The sequence below is a fragment of the Halomonas litopenaei genome, assembly GCF_003045775.1.
Classification (GTDB): domain Bacteria; phylum Pseudomonadota; class Gammaproteobacteria; order Pseudomonadales; family Halomonadaceae; genus Halomonas; species Halomonas litopenaei.
Genome location: NZ_PXNS01000001.1, coordinates 631,114 through 648,724 on the forward strand (window position 1 = coordinate 631,114; position 17,611 = coordinate 648,724).

Annotated in this window: 15 protein-coding genes; 13 read left to right on the forward strand and 2 right to left on the reverse strand. The window is 64.8% G+C overall.

What is annotated here, in order from left to right:
* The first annotated feature begins 128 nt into the window (after nt 1–128).
* Nucleotides 129–1,220, forward strand: coding sequence for an oxidoreductase (locus C6W88_RS02925; protein ID WP_045993077.1), 1,092 nt, complete (start codon nt 129–131; stop codon nt 1,218–1,220).
* A gap of 122 nt (nt 1,221–1,342) precedes the next feature.
* Here the strand turns inward: C6W88_RS02925 and nudE are convergent, their stop codons facing one another.
* The gene (nudE, locus tag C6W88_RS02930) at nt 1,343–1,927 is read right to left on the reverse strand and encodes an ADP compounds hydrolase NudE (RefSeq protein WP_045993076.1); all 585 of its coding nucleotides are present in this window, start codon (nt 1,925–1,927) and stop codon (nt 1,343–1,345) included.
* A 257-nt stretch (nt 1,928–2,184) separates the two neighbouring features.
* On the opposite strand from nudE, the gene yrfG reads away from it, so the two are divergent.
* From yrfG to C6W88_RS02980, 10 genes are all read left to right on the forward strand, one after another.
* Nucleotides 2,185–2,865 carry a GMP/IMP nucleotidase gene (yrfG, locus tag C6W88_RS02935; RefSeq protein WP_108131398.1) on the forward strand — a complete coding sequence of 227 codons (681 nt, stop codon included), beginning with the start codon at nt 2,185–2,187 and terminating at the stop codon, nt 2,863–2,865.
* The gene (locus C6W88_RS02940) at nt 2,858–3,244 is read left to right on the forward strand and encodes an Hsp15 family ribosome-associated heat shock protein (RefSeq protein ID WP_108131399.1); all 387 of its coding nucleotides are present in this window, start codon (nt 2,858–2,860) and stop codon (nt 3,242–3,244) included. Before yrfG ends, C6W88_RS02940 begins: the two co-directional genes overlap by 8 nt.
* Before the next feature lie 96 nt (nt 3,245–3,340).
* Entirely contained in the window at nt 3,341–4,216 is an 876-nt protein-coding gene (gene hslO / locus C6W88_RS02945; RefSeq protein WP_108131400.1) for an Hsp33 family molecular chaperone HslO, read from the forward strand.
* Between the two features lie 329 nt (nt 4,217–4,545).
* Nucleotides 4,546–6,102 (forward strand): phosphoenolpyruvate carboxykinase, encoded by a 1,557-nt coding sequence (locus tag C6W88_RS02950; protein WP_045994135.1) that lies wholly within the window; start codon nt 4,546–4,548, stop codon nt 6,100–6,102.
* Nucleotides 6,103–6,337: 235 nt separating this feature from the next.
* Complete coding sequence (msrB, locus tag C6W88_RS02955; RefSeq protein WP_045994136.1) at nt 6,338–6,835, forward strand: peptide-methionine (R)-S-oxide reductase MsrB; 498 nt, start codon at nt 6,338–6,340, stop codon at nt 6,833–6,835.
* Nucleotides 6,836–6,942: 107 nt separating this feature from the next.
* The gene (locus C6W88_RS02960) at nt 6,943–9,312 is read left to right on the forward strand and encodes a Tex family protein (protein WP_045994137.1); all 2,370 of its coding nucleotides are present in this window, start codon (nt 6,943–6,945) and stop codon (nt 9,310–9,312) included.
* A 161-nt stretch (nt 9,313–9,473) separates the two neighbouring features.
* The gene (gene gshA / locus C6W88_RS02965; RefSeq protein WP_375037771.1) at nt 9,474–11,120 is read left to right on the forward strand and encodes a glutamate--cysteine ligase; all 1,647 of its coding nucleotides are present in this window, start codon (nt 9,474–9,476) and stop codon (nt 11,118–11,120) included.
* A complete protein-coding gene (locus C6W88_RS02970; RefSeq protein ID WP_108131401.1) occupies nt 11,117–11,641 on the forward strand; it encodes a disulfide bond formation protein B in 525 nt (174 codons plus the stop codon). Before gshA ends, C6W88_RS02970 begins: the two co-directional genes overlap by 4 nt.
* A gap of 152 nt (nt 11,642–11,793) precedes the next feature.
* Entirely contained in the window at nt 11,794–12,276 is a 483-nt protein-coding gene (rsd, locus tag C6W88_RS02975) for a sigma D regulator (protein ID WP_045994140.1), read from the forward strand.
* Nucleotides 12,277–12,725: 449 nt separating this feature from the next.
* Nucleotides 12,726–13,700, forward strand: coding sequence for a malate dehydrogenase (locus tag C6W88_RS02980; RefSeq protein WP_045994141.1), 975 nt, complete (start codon nt 12,726–12,728; stop codon nt 13,698–13,700).
* A 157-nt stretch (nt 13,701–13,857) separates the two neighbouring features.
* On the opposite strand, the gene C6W88_RS02985 is transcribed toward C6W88_RS02980, so the two are convergent.
* Nucleotides 13,858–14,514, reverse strand: a complete 657-nt coding sequence (locus tag C6W88_RS02985) for a histidinol-phosphatase (RefSeq protein WP_045994142.1) — start codon at nt 14,512–14,514, stop codon at nt 13,858–13,860.
* A 221-nt stretch (nt 14,515–14,735) separates the two neighbouring features.
* On the opposite strand from C6W88_RS02985, the gene C6W88_RS02990 reads away from it, so the two are divergent.
* Together C6W88_RS02990 and ptsP are read left to right on the forward strand one after the other, a co-directional pair.
* Complete coding sequence (locus tag C6W88_RS02990; RefSeq protein ID WP_045994143.1) at nt 14,736–15,227, forward strand: RNA pyrophosphohydrolase; 492 nt, start codon at nt 14,736–14,738, stop codon at nt 15,225–15,227.
* Between the two features lie 122 nt (nt 15,228–15,349).
* Nucleotides 15,350–17,611: a phosphoenolpyruvate--protein phosphotransferase gene (ptsP, locus tag C6W88_RS02995; RefSeq protein WP_108131402.1), complete on the forward strand. Its 2,262-nt coding sequence runs from the start codon at nt 15,350–15,352 to the stop codon at nt 17,609–17,611.

Here is a 17,611-nt window from a genome sequence, read left to right on the forward strand (position 1 = left end):
ATGAAACAGCTTGCGTGTACGCCGGAACTCGATAATTTCCGGGGATTTGGTCATTCTGACGTGACAGGGGATCGACAGATCAAAGAAGCCCTCGACAAGATGGGCGAGATGCAGGCACGGGGACCGCTATGAAAACACAGACTCTCAATGTGGGCCTGGTGGGTTACGGCATGGCTGCCAAGACCTTCCATGCCCCCTTGATCCAGGCCGCGCCAGGGCTCGAGCTGACCTCGGTGGTCAGCTCCGACGCCGACAAGGTCTTGCGTGACCTTCCGGACGTGACGGTGCACGCCAAGCTCAACGAGCTGCTCGAGGTGCGCCACGTTGACCTGATCGTGATTGCTACACCCAACGAGCAGCACTATGCCATGGCCAAGGCGGCTCTTGCGGCAGGCAAGCACGTGGTGGTGGACAAGCCGATCACTGTGTCGGCCTCGGAGGCGCGTCAGCTCCGCGCCCAGGCGGACCGCTCGGAACTGCTGCTCAGCGTCTTTCACAATCGTCGCTGGGACTGCGACTTCCTGACGGTGCGCAAGCTTCTGGAGCAGGGCCGGCTGGGGCGAGTGACGTCCTTTACCTCGCGTTTCGATCGCTATCGACCGGCGGTGAACAACCGCTGGCGAGAGCAGCACAAGCCCGGTGGCGGCATCTGGTACGACCTCGGCCCGCATCTGCTCGATCAGGCCATAGAGCTGTTCGGCATGCCTCGGGCAATTCTGCTGGAACTGGCCTCCGCCAGAGACGGCGCCGAGGTGGATGACGACTTTCTGGCGCTGCTCGAGTACGACCGCCTCAGGGTGACCCTGCAGGCCAGTTCGCTGGTAGCCGAGCCCAGCCCGCGCTTCGTGGTGCACGGCACCGAGGGCAGCTATTCGATCTACGGGCTCGACCCCCAGGAAGGCTGGCTCAAGCAGGGACTGATGCCGAGTGAAGACTGGGGCGTCGACGATGCGCCGGGACAACTGACCCTCAACCGGGGCAGCGCCGAGGAGCCGGACCTGGTCACCGAAGAGTGGCTGTCGGAACCGGGCAATTATCCCGCCTTTTACACTGCCGTCGCTCAGACCCTGCTGCATGGCGACCCGCCGCCGGTGTCCGGCGAGCAGGCGGTGGACGTGATGACCTTGCTGGAAGCGGGGCTCGACAGCTACCGCCAGGGGCGCTGGGTGCGCCTGAAGGAAGGCAACAGCAACCTCCGCCGGCTGCACGCCCGTCGCTGAGGCGAATCAGCCAGGCACGACAAGAGGGCCTTGGCCAAGGAAGCTTGGCCAAGGCAAATTCGACCAAGGCACGTTGACCAGGGGGCCGTCAGGGCCCCCTGGTCGTATTGGTAGGGTGGGTCTTACCAAAGTGAGGTATCGGCCTGCTCGCCCTTGAGCTTGTCCCGGGCGATGTACAGCGCAGCGATGGCGCGGGCCTCGTGGAAGTCCTCCCGGGCGAGCAGCGCGGTTATGCTGTCCAGCGCATGGGTCTCCACCACCAGCGGCTCCGGCTCATCGCCCTCCAGGCGCTTGGGGTAGAGGTCGCTCGCCAGCATGACCTGCATACGCTGGCGCATATAGTTGGGCGACAGGGAAAGCTCGACCAGCGGTTCGATACGCCGGGCGCCCACACCACACTCTTCCATCAGCTCGCGGTTGGCGGCGGTGACGATGTCCTCGCCGGGGTCCACGACGCCCTTGGGCAGGGTCAGTACATAGTCCTCGAAACCGGCGGCGTACTCTCGGATGAGCAGCACATGGTCGGGGTCGGGCATGGCGACGATCATGACCGCGCCGATGCCCTTGCCGTTGCCAAGCAGCCGTTCGAAGTGACGCTCGGCGCCGTTGGAAAAGCGCAGTTCGAGTTCCTCGACCCGGAACAGACGGCTCTCGGCGACGGTCTTGCGTGAGAGGATGCGGGGTTTTTCCGGGGAACTGTCGTCCATGGGAGCTCCTGGGCGGTGGGATGGGCTGGTGGATCGCGTAATGAATAGCGCAATGACTAGCGCAATGAACAGGGGGCAGGCGGGGTTGGCGGCGTCGCGGGACATCCGCCGTCCGCACCGGGCCGAGACCAGGCGCAAGCGCCCGGGCTGCGAGCCCGAATGCCTTTGAGGTACACTAACACGTTACTCAGGTGTCGGCGGACGTTCGCCGGCGCAGTGGAACAAGCATTGAGCTGGTGATGGCTGGAGATGAGGTAATGCTCGATTGGGACACCATCGATACCGTGCTGCTGGACATGGACGGCACCTTGCTGGACTTGCACTTCGACAGTCATTTCTGGCTGGAGCATCTGCCTCGCCGCTACGTAGAACTGCACAAGCTGGATGAGGCCACCCAGGAAGTGGTGCGCGCGCGGATCATCCGGGAGCAGGGCACTCTCAACTGGTACAGCCTGGCCTACTGGAGCCGCGAGCTCGACGTGGATATCGTCGCGCTCAAGCGCGAGGTCCAGCATCTGATCGGCCTGCGCGGCGATGCTCTGGACTTTCTGGGCTGGCTCAAGAGCGCCCATCCGCGAGTGGTGCTGGCGACCAACGCCGATCGCGAGAGTCTGGCGCTGAAGCTGCCGCTGACGGGCCTCGACGACTACCTTGACGCCATCGTGTCGTCTGCCGATATCGGTGAGCCCAAGGAAGAACAGGCGTTCTGGCATGCGCTCAACGAGATCGAGCCCTTCGACCGCGAGCGGACCCTGTTCATCGACGACAACGCGGCGGTGCTCGAAAGCGCCCGCGAGTACGGTATTCGCCATCTGCTGGGGATCCGCCAGCCGGACAGCCGGCGGCCGGAGAAGTCGCTCAAGGACTTTATCGCGCTGGACCGTTTCGCCGATATCATGCCCTCGGCGCCGCAGACTCCGGAGGCCCCCCGTGGATAGCGTCAGACTCGACAAGTGGCTGTGGGCGGCACGATTCTTCAAGACCCGCGCCCTGGCCAAGAAGGCCATCGAGGGTGGCAAGGTCGAGGTCGACGGGGCCAGGGCCAAGACCAGCAAGTCGGTGAGCCCCGGCATGTTGATACGTGCGCCTCAGGGCTGGGATGTGTGGGAGGTCGAGGTGCTCGAGGTCAGCGAGCAGCGTCGTGGGGCGCCGGAGGCGCGGCGGCTGTACCAGGAGACCGAGCAGAGTCGCGAACGTCGCGAGCGCGAGGCCGATCAGCGCCGCCAGGCCAACGAGGTCTTCAAGCATCCGCTCAAGCGCCCCGACAAGCGGGCGCGCCGCGATATCAAGCGCTTCCAGCGCGAGGGCGGCTCCTGACGGCGCGCGTCGCGCTCATCCCAGCGCCCTCGTCGAACACCCTTCTTTTCGTCAGACGCGCGCCCGCCGGGGCGCGCCCAGCAGAGATCGTTTTTCATGGCTGATCAGATACAGCGATTCATTATCGATGACACCAACGTCCGCGGCGAAGTCACCCGCCTGTCCGAGGCCTACGACGAGGTGCTCAAGCGTCACGAGTATCCGGCCGCCGTCAATCGTCAGCTCGGTGAACTGCTGGCGGCGGTGGCTCTGTTGACCGACACCGTGAAGCTTGACGGCACCATGACCCTCGAGGTGCGCGGCAGTGGTGACGTCTCCCTGATGATGGCGGAGTCCAATCCTGGCGGTGAGCTTCGCGCCATCGCCCGCCTCGCCGAAGATGCGGCACTGCCCGGCGATGAGGCCGGCTTTCGCGAGCTGGTGGGAGAAGGCCAGATCGTGATCACCCTCGACCCCAAGGAAGGGCGCCGCTATCAGGGTATCGTCGGCATCGAGCACGATCGCCTGGCCGGCTGCCTGGAAGCCTACTTCACCCAGTCCGAGCAGCTGCCCACGCGGCTGTGGCTGGCGGCGGACGGTGTCAGCGCCGGTGGCCTGCTGCTGCAGCGACTGCCCGACGAGTCGCTCAATCAGGATGACGACGCCTGGGATCGCGCCTATCACTTGGCTGCCACCCTCAGCGAACAGGAATTGCTGGAACTGGATGCGGCAACTTTGCTGGTGCGGCTGTTCCATGAGGAGCCATTGCGTACCTTCGAATCCAAGGCGTTGCGTTTTGGTTGTACTTGTTCTCGTTCGCGCATCGCCGGGGGACTGATGTCGCTGGGGCACGAGGAATTGCGTCAGATCGTCGCGGAGCAAGGTACGATCGAGACCCAGTGTCACTTCTGCAACACCCGCTACGCCTTCACCGCGGCCGATGTCGAAGCCTTGATCGAGGACCCCAGCGACGGCAGCCCAACGGTGCATTGAGCGGTTGCAGCGTCCAGGCCCGAGCCGTTTCGCTGGCATGAATGGCAGGCTCGAGGTTATCGGGACTGCGGTGGCGGTTGCAGGTTTGTAGTGGAATGACAGGAAATGCACCAAAAAGGCCGAAATGTTGTAATTAAACTACAATAACGTCTTGAAAAATGGGCATTTCCTGTCTCGGGGTTTTTTGCCATAATCCCCGCCGATCCCGGACGCGTCGTCAGTCGAAGAAGACGGTCGAACCGCGTAGTCGACTCGCCGGATCCCTTGCGCCGTTCGCCCTGTCGGATGGCGCCAGTCCACGAGAGAGAAGCCGAAGGCCCAGGAATCCTATGACCACCACCACGCAGTCTTCTACCGTTCACGTCAACCTCAGCACTGCCGAGCTCATCGAGCGTGCGGTGGCCCAGGGCGAGGGCCGACTGGCCTCCCACGGCGCCCTCGTGGTCAAGACGGGTGAACGTACCGGGCGCTCCCCCAAGGACCGGTTCATCGTCGACGAACCGTCCACCAGTGCCCAGATCGACTGGGGCAGCGTCAACCGTCCCTTCGACGCCGAGCGTTTCGATGCACTGTGGGAGCGAGTGGAAGGCTACCTGGGCGAGAAGGACAGCTATGTCAGCGAGCTTCACGTGGGCAGCGATCCGACCCACTACCTGCCGGTTCGTGTGACCACCGAGACCGCCTGGCACAACCTCTTTGGCCGCACCATGTTCGTGCGTCCCGAGGCCTACAATGCGTCACGCAAGGACGAGTGGGAAATCCAGAATGCCCCGCACTTCGTGTGTGAGCCGAGCCGTGACGGCACCAACTCCGATGGCTGCGTGATCATCAACTTCGCCAAGCGCCGGGTGCTGATCGCCGGCATGCGTTACGCCGGCGAGATGAAGAAGGCCATGTTCTCGGTGCAGAACTTCCTGCTGCCCGAGGCCGACGTGCTGCCCATGCACTGCAGCGCCAACGTCGGCGAAGACGGCGAGACCACCCTGTTCTTCGGCCTGTCCGGCACTGGCAAGACCACCCTGTCAGCGGACCCGGGTCGCTACCTGATCGGCGACGACGAGCACGGCTGGGGCGTCGGTACCGTGTTCAACTTCGAGGGTGGCTGCTACGCCAAGTGCATCGACCTGTCGGAAAAGAACGAGCCGGTCATCTGGAATGCCATCAAGTTCGGTACCGTGCTCGAGAACGTGGTGCTCAACGATCGTCGTGAGCCGAACTACGCCGACGACAGCCTGACCCAGAATTCCCGCGCCGCCTATCCGCTCGAGCACGTCGACAAGCGTGTGGCCGAGAACCGCGCCGGCGAGCCCAACGCCATCGTCTTTCTGACCTGTGACATGAGTGGCGTGCTGCCGCCGGTGTCGGTGCTGTCCAAGGAGGCCGCCGCCTATCACTTCCTGTCCGGCTACACCGCCAAGGTGGGCTCCACCGAGATGGGCTCTTCCAGCGGTCTGGAAGCGACCTTCTCCACCTGCTTCGGTGCGCCGTTCTTCCCGCGCCCGGCCCGCGAGTACGCGGATCTGCTGATCAAGCGCGTGGCCGAGAAGGACGCCCAGGTCTACCTGGTCAACACCGGCTGGACCGGCGGTGCTTACGGCGAGGGCGGCTCACGCTTCTCCATCCCGACCACCCGCGCCATCATCCACGCGATCCAGACCGGCGTGCTGCGTGACGTGGAAACCCGCCACATCGACGGCCTGAACCTGTCGGTGCCGGTGTCCGTGCCCGGCGTCGACTCCAGCCTGCTGGACCCGCGTCAGACCTGGGAAGACCAGGCGGCCTACGATCGCAAGCGCAGCGAACTGGCAGGCAAGTTTGTAGAGAACTTCAAGAAGTTCGACGGCGTCAGCGACGCCATCGTCAAGGCAGGCCCGAGCCTGGTCTAGGCGGCTCCGGGCCTGGTTTAACCTGCGGGTTGCCAAGGCAGTAAACGACTGAACCTTGCCGCGAGGCAGGGGTCGAGAAGAGGAGAAGGCGATGGCCTTCTCCTCTTTTTTTGCTCTTGTTCCAGCGCCTTGCCGTCGATAGTTGGCGAAGGTCCGGACGGACAGCGACGATTGAGTGTAAGGAAGGGGAGGGGCAGACCGACCCAGCACAATCCTTGACGCAGGAGACTCTACAATGAAACGACGCAATTTCCTCGCGCTGCTCGGGCTCGGCGGCCTCGCCAGCATGGTGCCGGCGGTGGCCAATGCCCGCCCGGAGCTGGAGCTTTCGCCAAGTCCCGATATCGAGCCGCTGGAATTGAGCGAGAGCGAGTGGCGTGAGCGCCTGAGCCCGGCCCAGTACGATGTGCTGCGCGAGGCAGGGACCGAGCCGGCAGGCTCCAGTCCGCTCGACGGCGAGAAGCGTGAAGGCGAATTTCGCTGTGCCGGTTGTGATCTGTTGTTATTCACCAGCGCCATGAAGTACGACTCCGGCACCGGCTGGCCGAGCTTCTACGAGCACGTGGAGGGCCACCTGCTGACCAGTGTGGACTACAAGATCCTGTGGCCGCGTACCGAGTACCACTGCGCTCGCTGTGGTGGTCATCAGGGGCACGTGTTCGAGGATGGGCCCGATCCCACCGGTCTGCGCTGGTGCAACAACGGGGTCGCGCTCAAGTTCGTTCCGGCCTGAACGAAAAGCTGCCCGGGGGATGACGCCGGGCAGCGGGTGGCGGCGGCGCAAAAGGGCGCTTTGTGATACCTTGGCCGGATCACAGACGTCGTATTGCCAAGGATTTCATGGACGCTACAGCCAAGATCATTGCCCGCCTGGCCGAAGAACTGGCGGTCAAGGCCCCTCAGATCTCCGCGACCGTCGAGCTGCTGGATGGCGGCGCGACGGTGCCGTTCATTGCGCGCTATCGCAAGGAAGTGACCGGAGGACTCGACGATACCCAGCTGCGCAACCTGGAAGAGCGCCTGGGCTATCTGCGTGAACTGGAAGAGCGCCGCACCACAGTGCTTGCGGCCATCGACGAGCAGGGCAAGCTCAGCGATTCGCTGGCCGCCAGCATCCAGGCTGCCGATACCAAGCAGCGCCTGGAAGACCTCTACCTGCCCTATCGCAAGAAGCGCCGGACCAAGGCACAGATCGCCCGGGAAGCGGGTCTCGAGCCGCTGGCCGACGCGCTGCTGGCCGATCCAACCCTCGACCCCGAGACCGAAGCCGCGGGCTACCTGCGGCCTGCCGAAGGCGAGACGCCGGCGATCGAAGACGCCAAGGCGGCGCTCGATGGCGCCAAGCAGATCCTGATGGAGCGCTTCGCCGAGGACCCCGAGCTGGTCGGACGCCTGCGCGAGAGGCTGTGGAGCGAGGGCGAGCTGTCCAGCCGCGTGATCGCCGGCAAGGAGCAGGAGGGCGCCAAGTTCTCCGACTACTTCGAACACGACGAACGGCTCGCCAAGGTGCCTTCTCACCGCGCCCTGGCGATGTTCCGTGGCCGTAACGAGGGTGTGCTGGCGCTGGCGTTGCGCCTGCCTGGCGAAGACGAGGCGCCGGTGCACCCAGCCCAGGTCGCCATCGCGCGTCACTTCGAGATTCGCGACGAGGGGCGCAAGGCCGACCGCTGGCTGGCCGAGGTGGTGCGCTGGACATGGCGGGTCAAGCTCTACACCCATCTCGAGACCGAGCTGATGGGGCGTCTGCGTGAGCGGGCAGAAGGCGAGGCCATCGACGTCTTCGCCGCCAACCTCAAGGATCTGCTGCTGGCGGCGCCGGCCGGCCCCAAGGCCACGCTGGCCATCGATCCCGGCCTGCGCACCGGCTGCAAGGTGGCGGTGGTCGATGCCACCGGGCAGTTCCTCGAGCAGGCCACCATCTTTCCCCACGCCCCGCGGAATCAGTGGGATGCGTCGCTTGCCGAACTGGCGAAACTGGTCAAGAAACACGGCGTCGAGCTGATCGCCGTAGGCAACGGTACCGCCAGCCGGGAGACCGATCGGCTGGCCGGGGATCTGCTCAAGGCGATGAAGGATCCCCGGTTGTCGAAGGTCATGGTCTCGGAGGCGGGGGCCTCGGTGTACTCTGCCTCCGAGTATGCCTCCCGCGAGCTGCCTGATCTCGACGTGACCATTCGTGGCGCGGTGTCGATCGCGCGCCGCCTGCAGGACCCCCTGGCCGAGCTGGTCAAGATCGAACCCAAGTCCATCGGCGTCGGCCAGTACCAGCACGACGTCTCCCAGGTCCAGCTGTCACGCAGCCTCGAGGTGGTCATCGAGGACTGCGTCAACGCGGTGGGGGTCGACCTCAATACCGCCTCCTCGGCGCTGCTGTCGCGGGTGGCGGGGCTCAATCCGGGGCTGGCCGAGAACATCGTCACCCAGCGCAACGCCAAGGGCGCCTTCCGTGATCGCCGTGATCTGCTCGAGGTGTCCCGGCTGGGGCCCAAGACGTTCGAGCAGTGCGCCGGCTTCCTGCGCATCATGAACGGCGCCAATCCGCTGGACGCTAGCGCCGTGCACCCGGAGGCCTATCCGCTGGTCGAGCGCATCGCCGAGCGCAGCGGGCGCGAGCTGTCCGGGCTGATCGGCGACAGCGCCACGCTGAAGGCGCTCAAGCCCAGCGAGTTTGCCGACGAGCGCTTCGGGGTGCCCACCGTCAGCGATATCATCGCCGAGCTCGACAAGCCTGGCCGCGACCCTCGTCCCGAGTTCCGTGCAGCGCAGTTCCGCGAGGGCGTCGAGACGCTCAAGGACCTCGAGCCGGGCATGGTGCTGGAAGGTACCGTGACCAATGTCACCCACTTCGGTGCCTTCGTCGATATCGGTGTGCATCAGGACGGTCTTGTGCACATTTCAGCGCTGTCGGACCGCTTCGTCGAGGATCCACGCACCGTGGTCAAGGCGGGCGACATCGTCAAGGTCAAGGTGATGAACGTGGATCTGCAGCGCTCGCGTATCGGGCTGTCCATGCGCATGGACGATACTCCCGACAGCGCCGACGGAGGTGACGCTCGCCAGGCCCCCAGACGTCGCGAAGGCGGTGGCAAGGGCAAGGGCCCTCGGAGCCAGCAGGGTCGCGGTCAGGCAGGCAAGGGAGGGCGCGACGAGGCCGCTCCCATGGGCGCTCTGGGTGCCGCTCTGCTCAAGGCGAAGCAGGGCCGTTCTTGAAACCTGCCAATGGAACGCCATAATCTGTCGACCTTATCCAGCGATCTCGACTGTCGACCTTCGCTGTCGACCGTATCTGTCGACTGAAACAACGGGCGCCTGAGCGCCCGTTGCCGTCGCCGCCATTCGAAGCAGGCCCCCGGGCCCTTCCACGACACGGGGTGTTCACCTTGTCCACTCAGCTTTCTTCGCTCCTCGAACGCCTGCGCGGCCCGGCGGCCGCACGACGCTTCGGCCGCCTGCGCCGCGGCATTGAAAAGGAGGGGCTTCGGGTCGACGACCGCGGCGTGATCGCGGCGACCTTCCATCCCCGGGCGCTGGGCTCCAAACTGACCCACCCCCATATCACCACGGACTACTCCGAGGCGCTGCTGGAGTACATCACGCCGGTCTACAGCCGTCCCGACGAGGCGCTGGAATTTCTGGCCGATCTCCATCGCTACACCTATCGCCATCTGGACGGAGAGTGGATCTGGCCGGCCAGCATGCCTTCCCGGCTCAATGGCAACGACAGCGTGCCCATTGCCGACTACGGGAGCTCCAACGTCGGCACCATGAAGCATGTCTATCGTCGCGGCCTGGACGCTCGCTACGGGCGGATCATGCAGTCGATCGCCGGCATCCACTACAACGTGTCGCTGCCCGACGACCTGTGGACGCTGCTGCAGACCCTGGACGAGCAGGAGCAGGTGTCCATGGGCGAGTACCGCTCGTCGCGCTACTTCGGACTGATCCGCAACTTCCGGCGCCATAGCTGGCTACTGCTGTATCTGTTCGGTGCATCGCCCGCCATCGACGACAGCTTCCTGGATGATGGCGAGATCCCCGAGGGGCTGGAACGCCTCGGCGAGCGCACCCTGGTATCTCGCTATGCGACGAGCTTGCGGATGTCCGATCTGGGCTACCAGAACAAGGTGCAGGATCAGCTCAAGATCTGCTTCAATTCGTTGTCGAATTACGTCAACACCCTGCGCCATGCCATCGCCACCGGCTGGCCGGACTACGAGGCGTTGGGTGTGCGTGATGGCGATAGCTGGCGTCAGCTCAACGCCAACATCCTGCAGATCGAGAACGAGTACTACAGCGATATCCGTCCCAAGCGGGTCACCCGTCACGACGAGACACCGAGCCAGGCCCTCGAGGCCCGTGGTGTCGAGTACATCGAGGTCCGCTGTCTGGATATCGATCCCTTCGCTACCCTGGGGATCGATGCCGCCCAGACCCGCTTTCTCGACACCTTCCTGGTGTGGTGTCTGCTGTCCGACAGTCCCTGGATCTCCGACGAGGAGTGTGACCACCTGGACGACAATCGGCGCCTGGTGGTGGAGCGCGGTCGCGAGCCCGGGCTCGAGCTCAATGACCGAGGCAACCGCCGCGGTCTGGTCGACTGGAGTCGTGCCATCGTCGCCGAGATGCGCGAGGTCGCCGCGCTGCTCGACCAGCTCGAGGATGGCAGTCCCCACCAGCAGGCGGTGGACGCGATCGCGCCGCGCATCGATGATCCGTCGCTGACGCCTTCTGCTCGCGTGCTGGCGCGCCTCGAGGACAACGGTGAGGAGTTTGTCGAGGCCATGGTCGCCATCGCCCGTGAGCAGGCCGCTGCGCTGGCTGACGAGCCGCTCAATCGGTGTCGTGCGTCCATGCTGGAAGACCTGGTCGAGACCTCTCATCAGCAGCAGCGGGAGATCGAGGCATCCGACACCAGCGATTTTGCTCAATTCCTGAGCGACTATTTCAGCCGAGCCCGGGAGACCCGGGCGTTGGCACCCACGGATCAACCGACCCATAGCGGAGAGAGCCTGAAATGAGCGAGTGGAGCCTGCGGCAGTGGAGCCTGGCGGGACTGGGCTTTTGCGTGGCAATGATGGCCGTGGCCCTGGGGCTTGAGCACCTGGTCGGGCTCGAGCCCTGTCCGCTTTGTGTGTTTCAGCGGGTGGCGGTGATCGCGGCAGGGCTGGTGTTTGCCGTGGCCGCGCTGCATGGACCCCGTGGTGCATTCGCCACAGTGGCCTACAGCGGTCTGGCGGCCCTGGCGGTGCTGTCCGGGATCGCCGTTGCCGGGCGTCATCTGTGGCTGCAGTCGCTGCCGGCGGATCAGGTGCCGAGCTGTGGCCCCGGTCTCGATTACATGATCGATGTGCTGCCGCTGCAGAAGGTCATCGCCTCGGTGTTGTCCGGCTCCGGCGAGTGCGCCGAGGTCGGCGCTACCCTGCTCGGGCTGTCGCTGCCAGGCTGGACGTTGATTGGCTTTGTGGTACTGCTGGCGGTGCCGGTGGGCATGCTCACGACGCTGCGGGCCACGACCAGCGGCTATCGCTGGAACGGCTGAAGCTTGGCGGTAGAGGCGTTCTCTGCGCCGTTTTGCTGTCGGTGATGACGGCCAATCAGGTACTTGGCATGCATTCGTTGACAGGGGCGGCGGCACGAGGGAGTCTGTTCATCCGCCTGGATTCGGGGTGAGGCAGTGCTAGGGAGGCCGCCATGTTGGAAGATTGCAAGACCGCTCGCGAACGCTGGGGAGGCGTCCATCGACTGATCGACCGCTGGCTCGAGCAGCGCGAGGGTTTGCTCGTTGTCTTGAATGAGCTCGAACAGTCATGCGATGCGGATCTGGAAACCATCACCAAGGAACGCATCGACACCTTCAGCGAGACGCTGATGGACTACATCAGCGCCGGCCATTTCGAGGTCTATCCGCAACTGAGGGAAGAGGCGCGTGCCTTCGATGACACGTCGGCACTGAATATCGCCGATCGTCTGCTGGAACGCCTCGAGATGTCCACCGAACTGGTGCTGTCCTTTGACGAGGACTACTCTACTCCGGTGCGCTGCCAACGCTTTCTGCCGCGTTTGCCGGCCTGGCTCGAGCGTCTGAAGAAGGGCCTGTCGGAGCGCTTCGGCCTGGAAGATCAGCTGATTGCACGGCTCCACGACGAGCACGCCCCCGCCGAAGGCATCTCCTGACAGGGGTGCCGGCGGTGAAGGAGGGTAGTGAGGGCGGACCGTGAGGGCGGACCGTGAGGGCGGACCGTGAGTGAGAGGGTTAGTGAGAGGGTGAGTGGGCGCGCAAGGCCAGCGCAGCGCCTTGATCGCCTTCGATAACACCGAAGGCTTTGGTGGCGTTGTTCGCACCAGGCCGCCGATTTCGCCCGCTCCCGATACTCAGAGGATCCGACACTTCTGGATCTGGCTCTTGAGGGCCGCCACGTCAGATCGTCCAGGCGGACGTGCCTGGCGACAACCCAGGTCGGCGGTGCGAGGCCAGGTCAATTGCGTCGGGCCAATTGAGTTTTGTGCACTGCAAGCATAAGATTTTCCGCGTCCTGAACGCCGCCCGAGGCAGCCAAGGTGTCGGCCGACGTCTGCATGATGCCGCCCGGGCCCCTTCACGGCGACAATCCCAAGGAGCCATGATGAAAGACCCCGTACGTATTGCCATCACCGGTGCCGCCGGTCAGATCAGCTACTCTCTCGCCTTCCGTATCGCCGCCGGCGATATGCTGGGCCCGGACCAGCCGGTCATCCTGCAGCTGCTCGAGATCACTCCGGCCATGGAAGCGCTGAATGGCGTGGTGATGGAGCTCAACGACTGTGCCTTCCCGCTGGTTCAGGACATCGTCGCCACCGACGATGCCAACGTGGCCTTCAAGGACGCCGACTTCGCCCTGCTGGTGGGTGCCCGTCCGCGCGGTCCGGGCATGGAGCGCAAGGATCTGCTCGAGGCCAACGCCGCCATCTTCTCCGCCCAGGGCAAGGCCATCAACGACAACGCCAGCCGTGACATTCGCGTGCTGGTGGTGGGCAACCCGGCCAACACCAACGCCCTGATCGCCTCCTGCAACGCGCCGGACCTCGACGCCGGTCAGTTCACCGCGATGATGCGTCTGGACCACAACCGGGCCAAGACCCAGCTGGCGCAGAAGGCCGGCAAGCACGTCACCGACGTCGACAGCATGATCGTCTGGGGTAACCACAGCGCGACCCAGTACCCGGATCTGTCCCACTGCAAGGTGGACGGCAAGCCGGCCTTCGACCTGGTCGAGCGCGACTGGTACGAAAACGACTTCATCCCGACCGTGCAGCAGCGTGGCGCCGCCATCATCAAGGCGCGTGGTGCATCCTCCGCTGCCTCCGCCGCATCCGCCGCCATCGATCACATGCGTGATTGGGCGCTGGGCAGCGACGGCATCGTCAGCATGGGCATTCCTGCCGACGGCAGCTACGGCGTCGAGCCGGGCATCATGTATTCCTACCCGGTGGTGTGCAAGGACGGCAAGTACGAGATCGTCCAGGGCCTCGAGGTCGACGAGTTCAGCCGCACCAAGATGAAGGCGACCGAAGACGAGCTGCGCGAAGAGCGCGCTGCGGTCGAGCACCTGCTGGGCTGATATCGGTCTCGCAAGGCCCGACAGGGCCTTGCACAGCATCGCCGGCACGTCGACCAGCGGTCATCGTGCCAACGAAGAACCCCGCCACAATGTGGCGGGGTTCTTTTGTGGATGGCGTCGGCGTCGTGCGAGGGGGCTTGTCTCAACCGCGCTTGGCTCAACCGCGCAGGGAGATGATCTTCCAGCCCTTGGCCTCGGCGACTTCGCGCAGGGCCGGGTCCGGGTCCACCGCGACCGGATGATCGACCTGCTCGAGCAGCGGCAGGTCGTTGTGGGAGTCGCTGTAGAACCAGGCGCCGTCGAGGGTGTCGTCGCGCTCAGAAAGCCACTGTTCCAGGCGGGTCACCTTGCCCTGCTGAAAGCTCGGCACGCCGCTGACCCGGCCGGTGTAGCGGCCATCGACGAGCTCCGGTTCCACGGCGATCAGGTCATCGATGCCCAGGCGTTCGGCGATGGGGCCAGTGATGAAGCGATTGGTAGCGGTGATGATCAGAAGGGTGTCGCCCCGTGCGCGGTGGCGGGCGATCAGTTCCTCGGCCTGGGGCAGGATGGCGGGCTCGATCTTGCTGGCCATGAACTGCTGATGCCAGGCGGCGAGCTGTTCCATGGAATTGTCCGCCAGTGGCTTCAGGGCCACCTCCAGGAAGGCCATCATGTCGAGACGACCGGCGTCGTAGTCGGCCTTGAAACGGTCATTGGCCTCGCGATAGGCCACCGCGTCCACGGCGCCCTGCTCGAGCAGGAATTCGCCCCAGGCATGGTCGCTGTCGATCGACAGCAGGGTATTGTCCAAATCGAAGATGGCCAGACTCAAGGTGTGTCTCCCGGCGCTTGGGTGAGGCGACCTCCCGGCCCGGCGATCTGTGTCGGAGTGGCCAGCAACAGGCGTACGTCATGCCCATGGGCCCCTGGCCCGGGAAGGCCACAAAGAGGGCGATTATGTCAGAACCTCGGCAGGGGTTCGAGATGTCGTATTGATGCGCTTCGAGCCATTGTGGAAGAATGCAGTCAATACCGATTGGAAAGGTGAAGCCCGTGATCGACGCAGACGGCTTTCGCCCCAACGTTGGCATCATCATCGTCAACGACCAGGGGCAGCTGCTATGGGCGCGTCGGGTAGGGCAGAACGCGTGGCAATTTCCCCAGGGAGGCATCAAGTCAGATGAGACGCCCCAGCAGGCTTTGTTCAGAGAGCTCCACGAAGAAATCGGCCTGACCGCCGAGGATGTGGAGGTACTGGCCTGCACCAGGGGGTGGCTACGCTACCGCCTGCCGCGACGCATGGTTCGCACACATTCGCGCCCAGTGTGCATAGGACAGAAACAGAAGTGGTTCCTGCTGCGGATCCGCTGCCAGGAAAGCCGCATCTGTGTGGATGGCACCCCCAAGCCCGAGTTCGATGGCTGGCGTTGGGTCAGTTACTGGTATCCGCTGGGGCAGGTGGTACCGTTCAAGAGGGAGGTCTACCGCCGAGCACTACGTGAGCTATTGCCTCGCGCCCAGAGCCTGGCGCTGGAGAAGGGATGAATCCAGCGCCCGCGGCAGCACATCAGCCACGTCGGCGAGAGGCCGGTGGCGTTGCTGCCTCCCACTTATCGTTCGGTCGCCCCATGGCCGGACCAGTACAAGAACAGGGGTGAGACCTTTCCATGCTCAAGGTCCTGCAACGAATCATTCAGGAGGTCAACAGCGCGCGCAGCCTGGACGCGGCGCTGGCGACCCTGGTGCGCCGGACACGCAAGGCGATGCAGACCGATGTCTGTTCGTTCTACCTGTTCGACGGCGAACGCGATGCGCTGGTGCTGATGGAGACCATCGGCCTGAGAACCCAGGCGGTGGGCCAGGTGGCGCTGCCGGTAGGGGAGGGGCTGGTCGGCACCGTGGCCCGCCGCGAGGAACCGCTCAACCTGGAGGACGCCCAGGCTCACCCCAGTTTCCGTTACTTCGAGGCCACCGGTGAAGAGCGCTACTCGAGCTTTCTCGGTGTGCCCATCATCCATCAGCGCCGCATGCTCGGTGTACTGGTGGTGCAACAGGCAGAGCGTCGTCGTTACGATGAATCCGACGAGGCCTTCCTGGTCACCATGGGCGCCCAGCTTGCCGGCGTGCTGGCCCATGCGCTGGCCACTGGTGGGTTGACCTGCCCGGCCTTTCCCGGCGTCCAGGCGACCTTCATCGGGGTCGCCGCCTCACCCGGCATGGCCATCGGCGAGGCGGTGGTGCTGTCACCGCCGGCCGATCTCGACAGCGTGCCGGATCTGGTGCCCACCGACGTCGAGTTCGAGATCGCACGGCTCAAGGACGCCATCGCTCGGGTGCGCGAAGAGATTCGTGCCGCCGGCGAGCGGCTGGCCAATCGTATCTCGGCCCAGGAACTGGCGCTGTTCGACGTCTATCAGCAGATGCTCGGCGAGGCGGCGCTGTCCCAGGAAGTCGAAAAGCGTATCCGCGAGGGCCAGTGGGCGCCCGGCGCCCTGGCCGACGTGGTGCGCCGCCATGTGCAGTATCTTGAGCGTGTGGACGACGATTACCTGAGAGAGCGTGCCGCCGACGTGCGCGATCTCGGACGCCGAGTGCTGGCCCATCTGCAGGAAGAGTCGCCGCGGTTGCCCGAACACTACCCCCAGGGGGCCATCCTGATCGGTGACGAGATCAGCGTCGCGCTGCTTGGCGAGGTGCCCCGGGACCGACTTGGCGGACTGATCTCGGTACGAGGGTCGAGCAACTCCCATGTGGCCATCATCGCCCGTGCCATGGGGATTCCGCTGGTGTCGGGGATGATCGACCTGCCATTGCCGCGACTCGACGGCGCCCCGCTGGTGCTGGATGGTCACCGAGGGCGCGTGTTCGTGCGTCCTGGCCCGGAGCTGGTGGCCCATTACCAGAGCCAGATCGACGAGGAGAAGGCCCTGGCGGCGCTGCTCGAACACGAGCAGGACCTGCCCAGCGTGACCCCGGACGGTCACGCCATGACGCTGATGGTCAATACCGGACTGACCGTCGATACGGTCGCATCGCTCAAGACGCGTATCGGCGGGGTAGGGCTGTATCGCACCGAAGTGCCGTTCATGATCACCGAACGTTTCCCCGGCGAGCAGGAGCAGACCCGGCTGTACAGGGAGCAGCTCGAGAGCTTTGCCCCGCTTCCGGTGGTGATGCGGACCCTGGATATCGGTGGCGACAAGGACCTGCCGTACTTCCCCATCGAAGAGGCCAACCCCTTCCTCGGCTGGCGCGGTATTCGCGTCACCCTGGATCACCCCGAAGTGCTGATGGTACAGCTGCGCGCCATGCTCCGGGCCTCCCAGGGGCTCGACAACCTCGAGCTGCTGCTGCCCATGGTGACCAATGTCGATGAAGTCGATGACACCCTGAAGCTGATCGAGCGGGCGATCATCGAGCTGGGCGAAGAGGGGGTGGAAGTGCGCCGGCCGCGCCTCGGGGTGATGCTCGAGGTGCCGGCGACGCTTTACCAGCTCAGGGCACTGGCGGCGCGGGTCGACTTTTTCTCCGTGGGCAGCAACGACCTGACCCAGTACCTGCTGGCGGTGGATCGCAACAACCCGCGGGTCGCTGACCTCTACGATTCCTGTCACCCTGCGGTGCTGTCGGCGCTGCATCGCCTGGCCGCCGAGAGCAGCGAGCTGAATGTGCCGACCTCGGTGTGCGGCGAACTCGCCGGCGACCCGGCTGGTGCGCTGCTGCTGATGGGCATGGGCTTCCGGGTGCTGTCGATGAATGGCCCCAACCTGCCCCGCGTGCGGGCGGCCATTCGTCGGGTATCGCGAGAGGCGGCAGCCGAGCTGGTGGAGCAGACCCTTGCGCTGGAAACGCCAGCCGAGGTGCGCGCCCACCTGGCGAGCCGCATGCAGGCCTGGCAGCTGGCCCATCTGCTGCCGCCCAGGGATTGA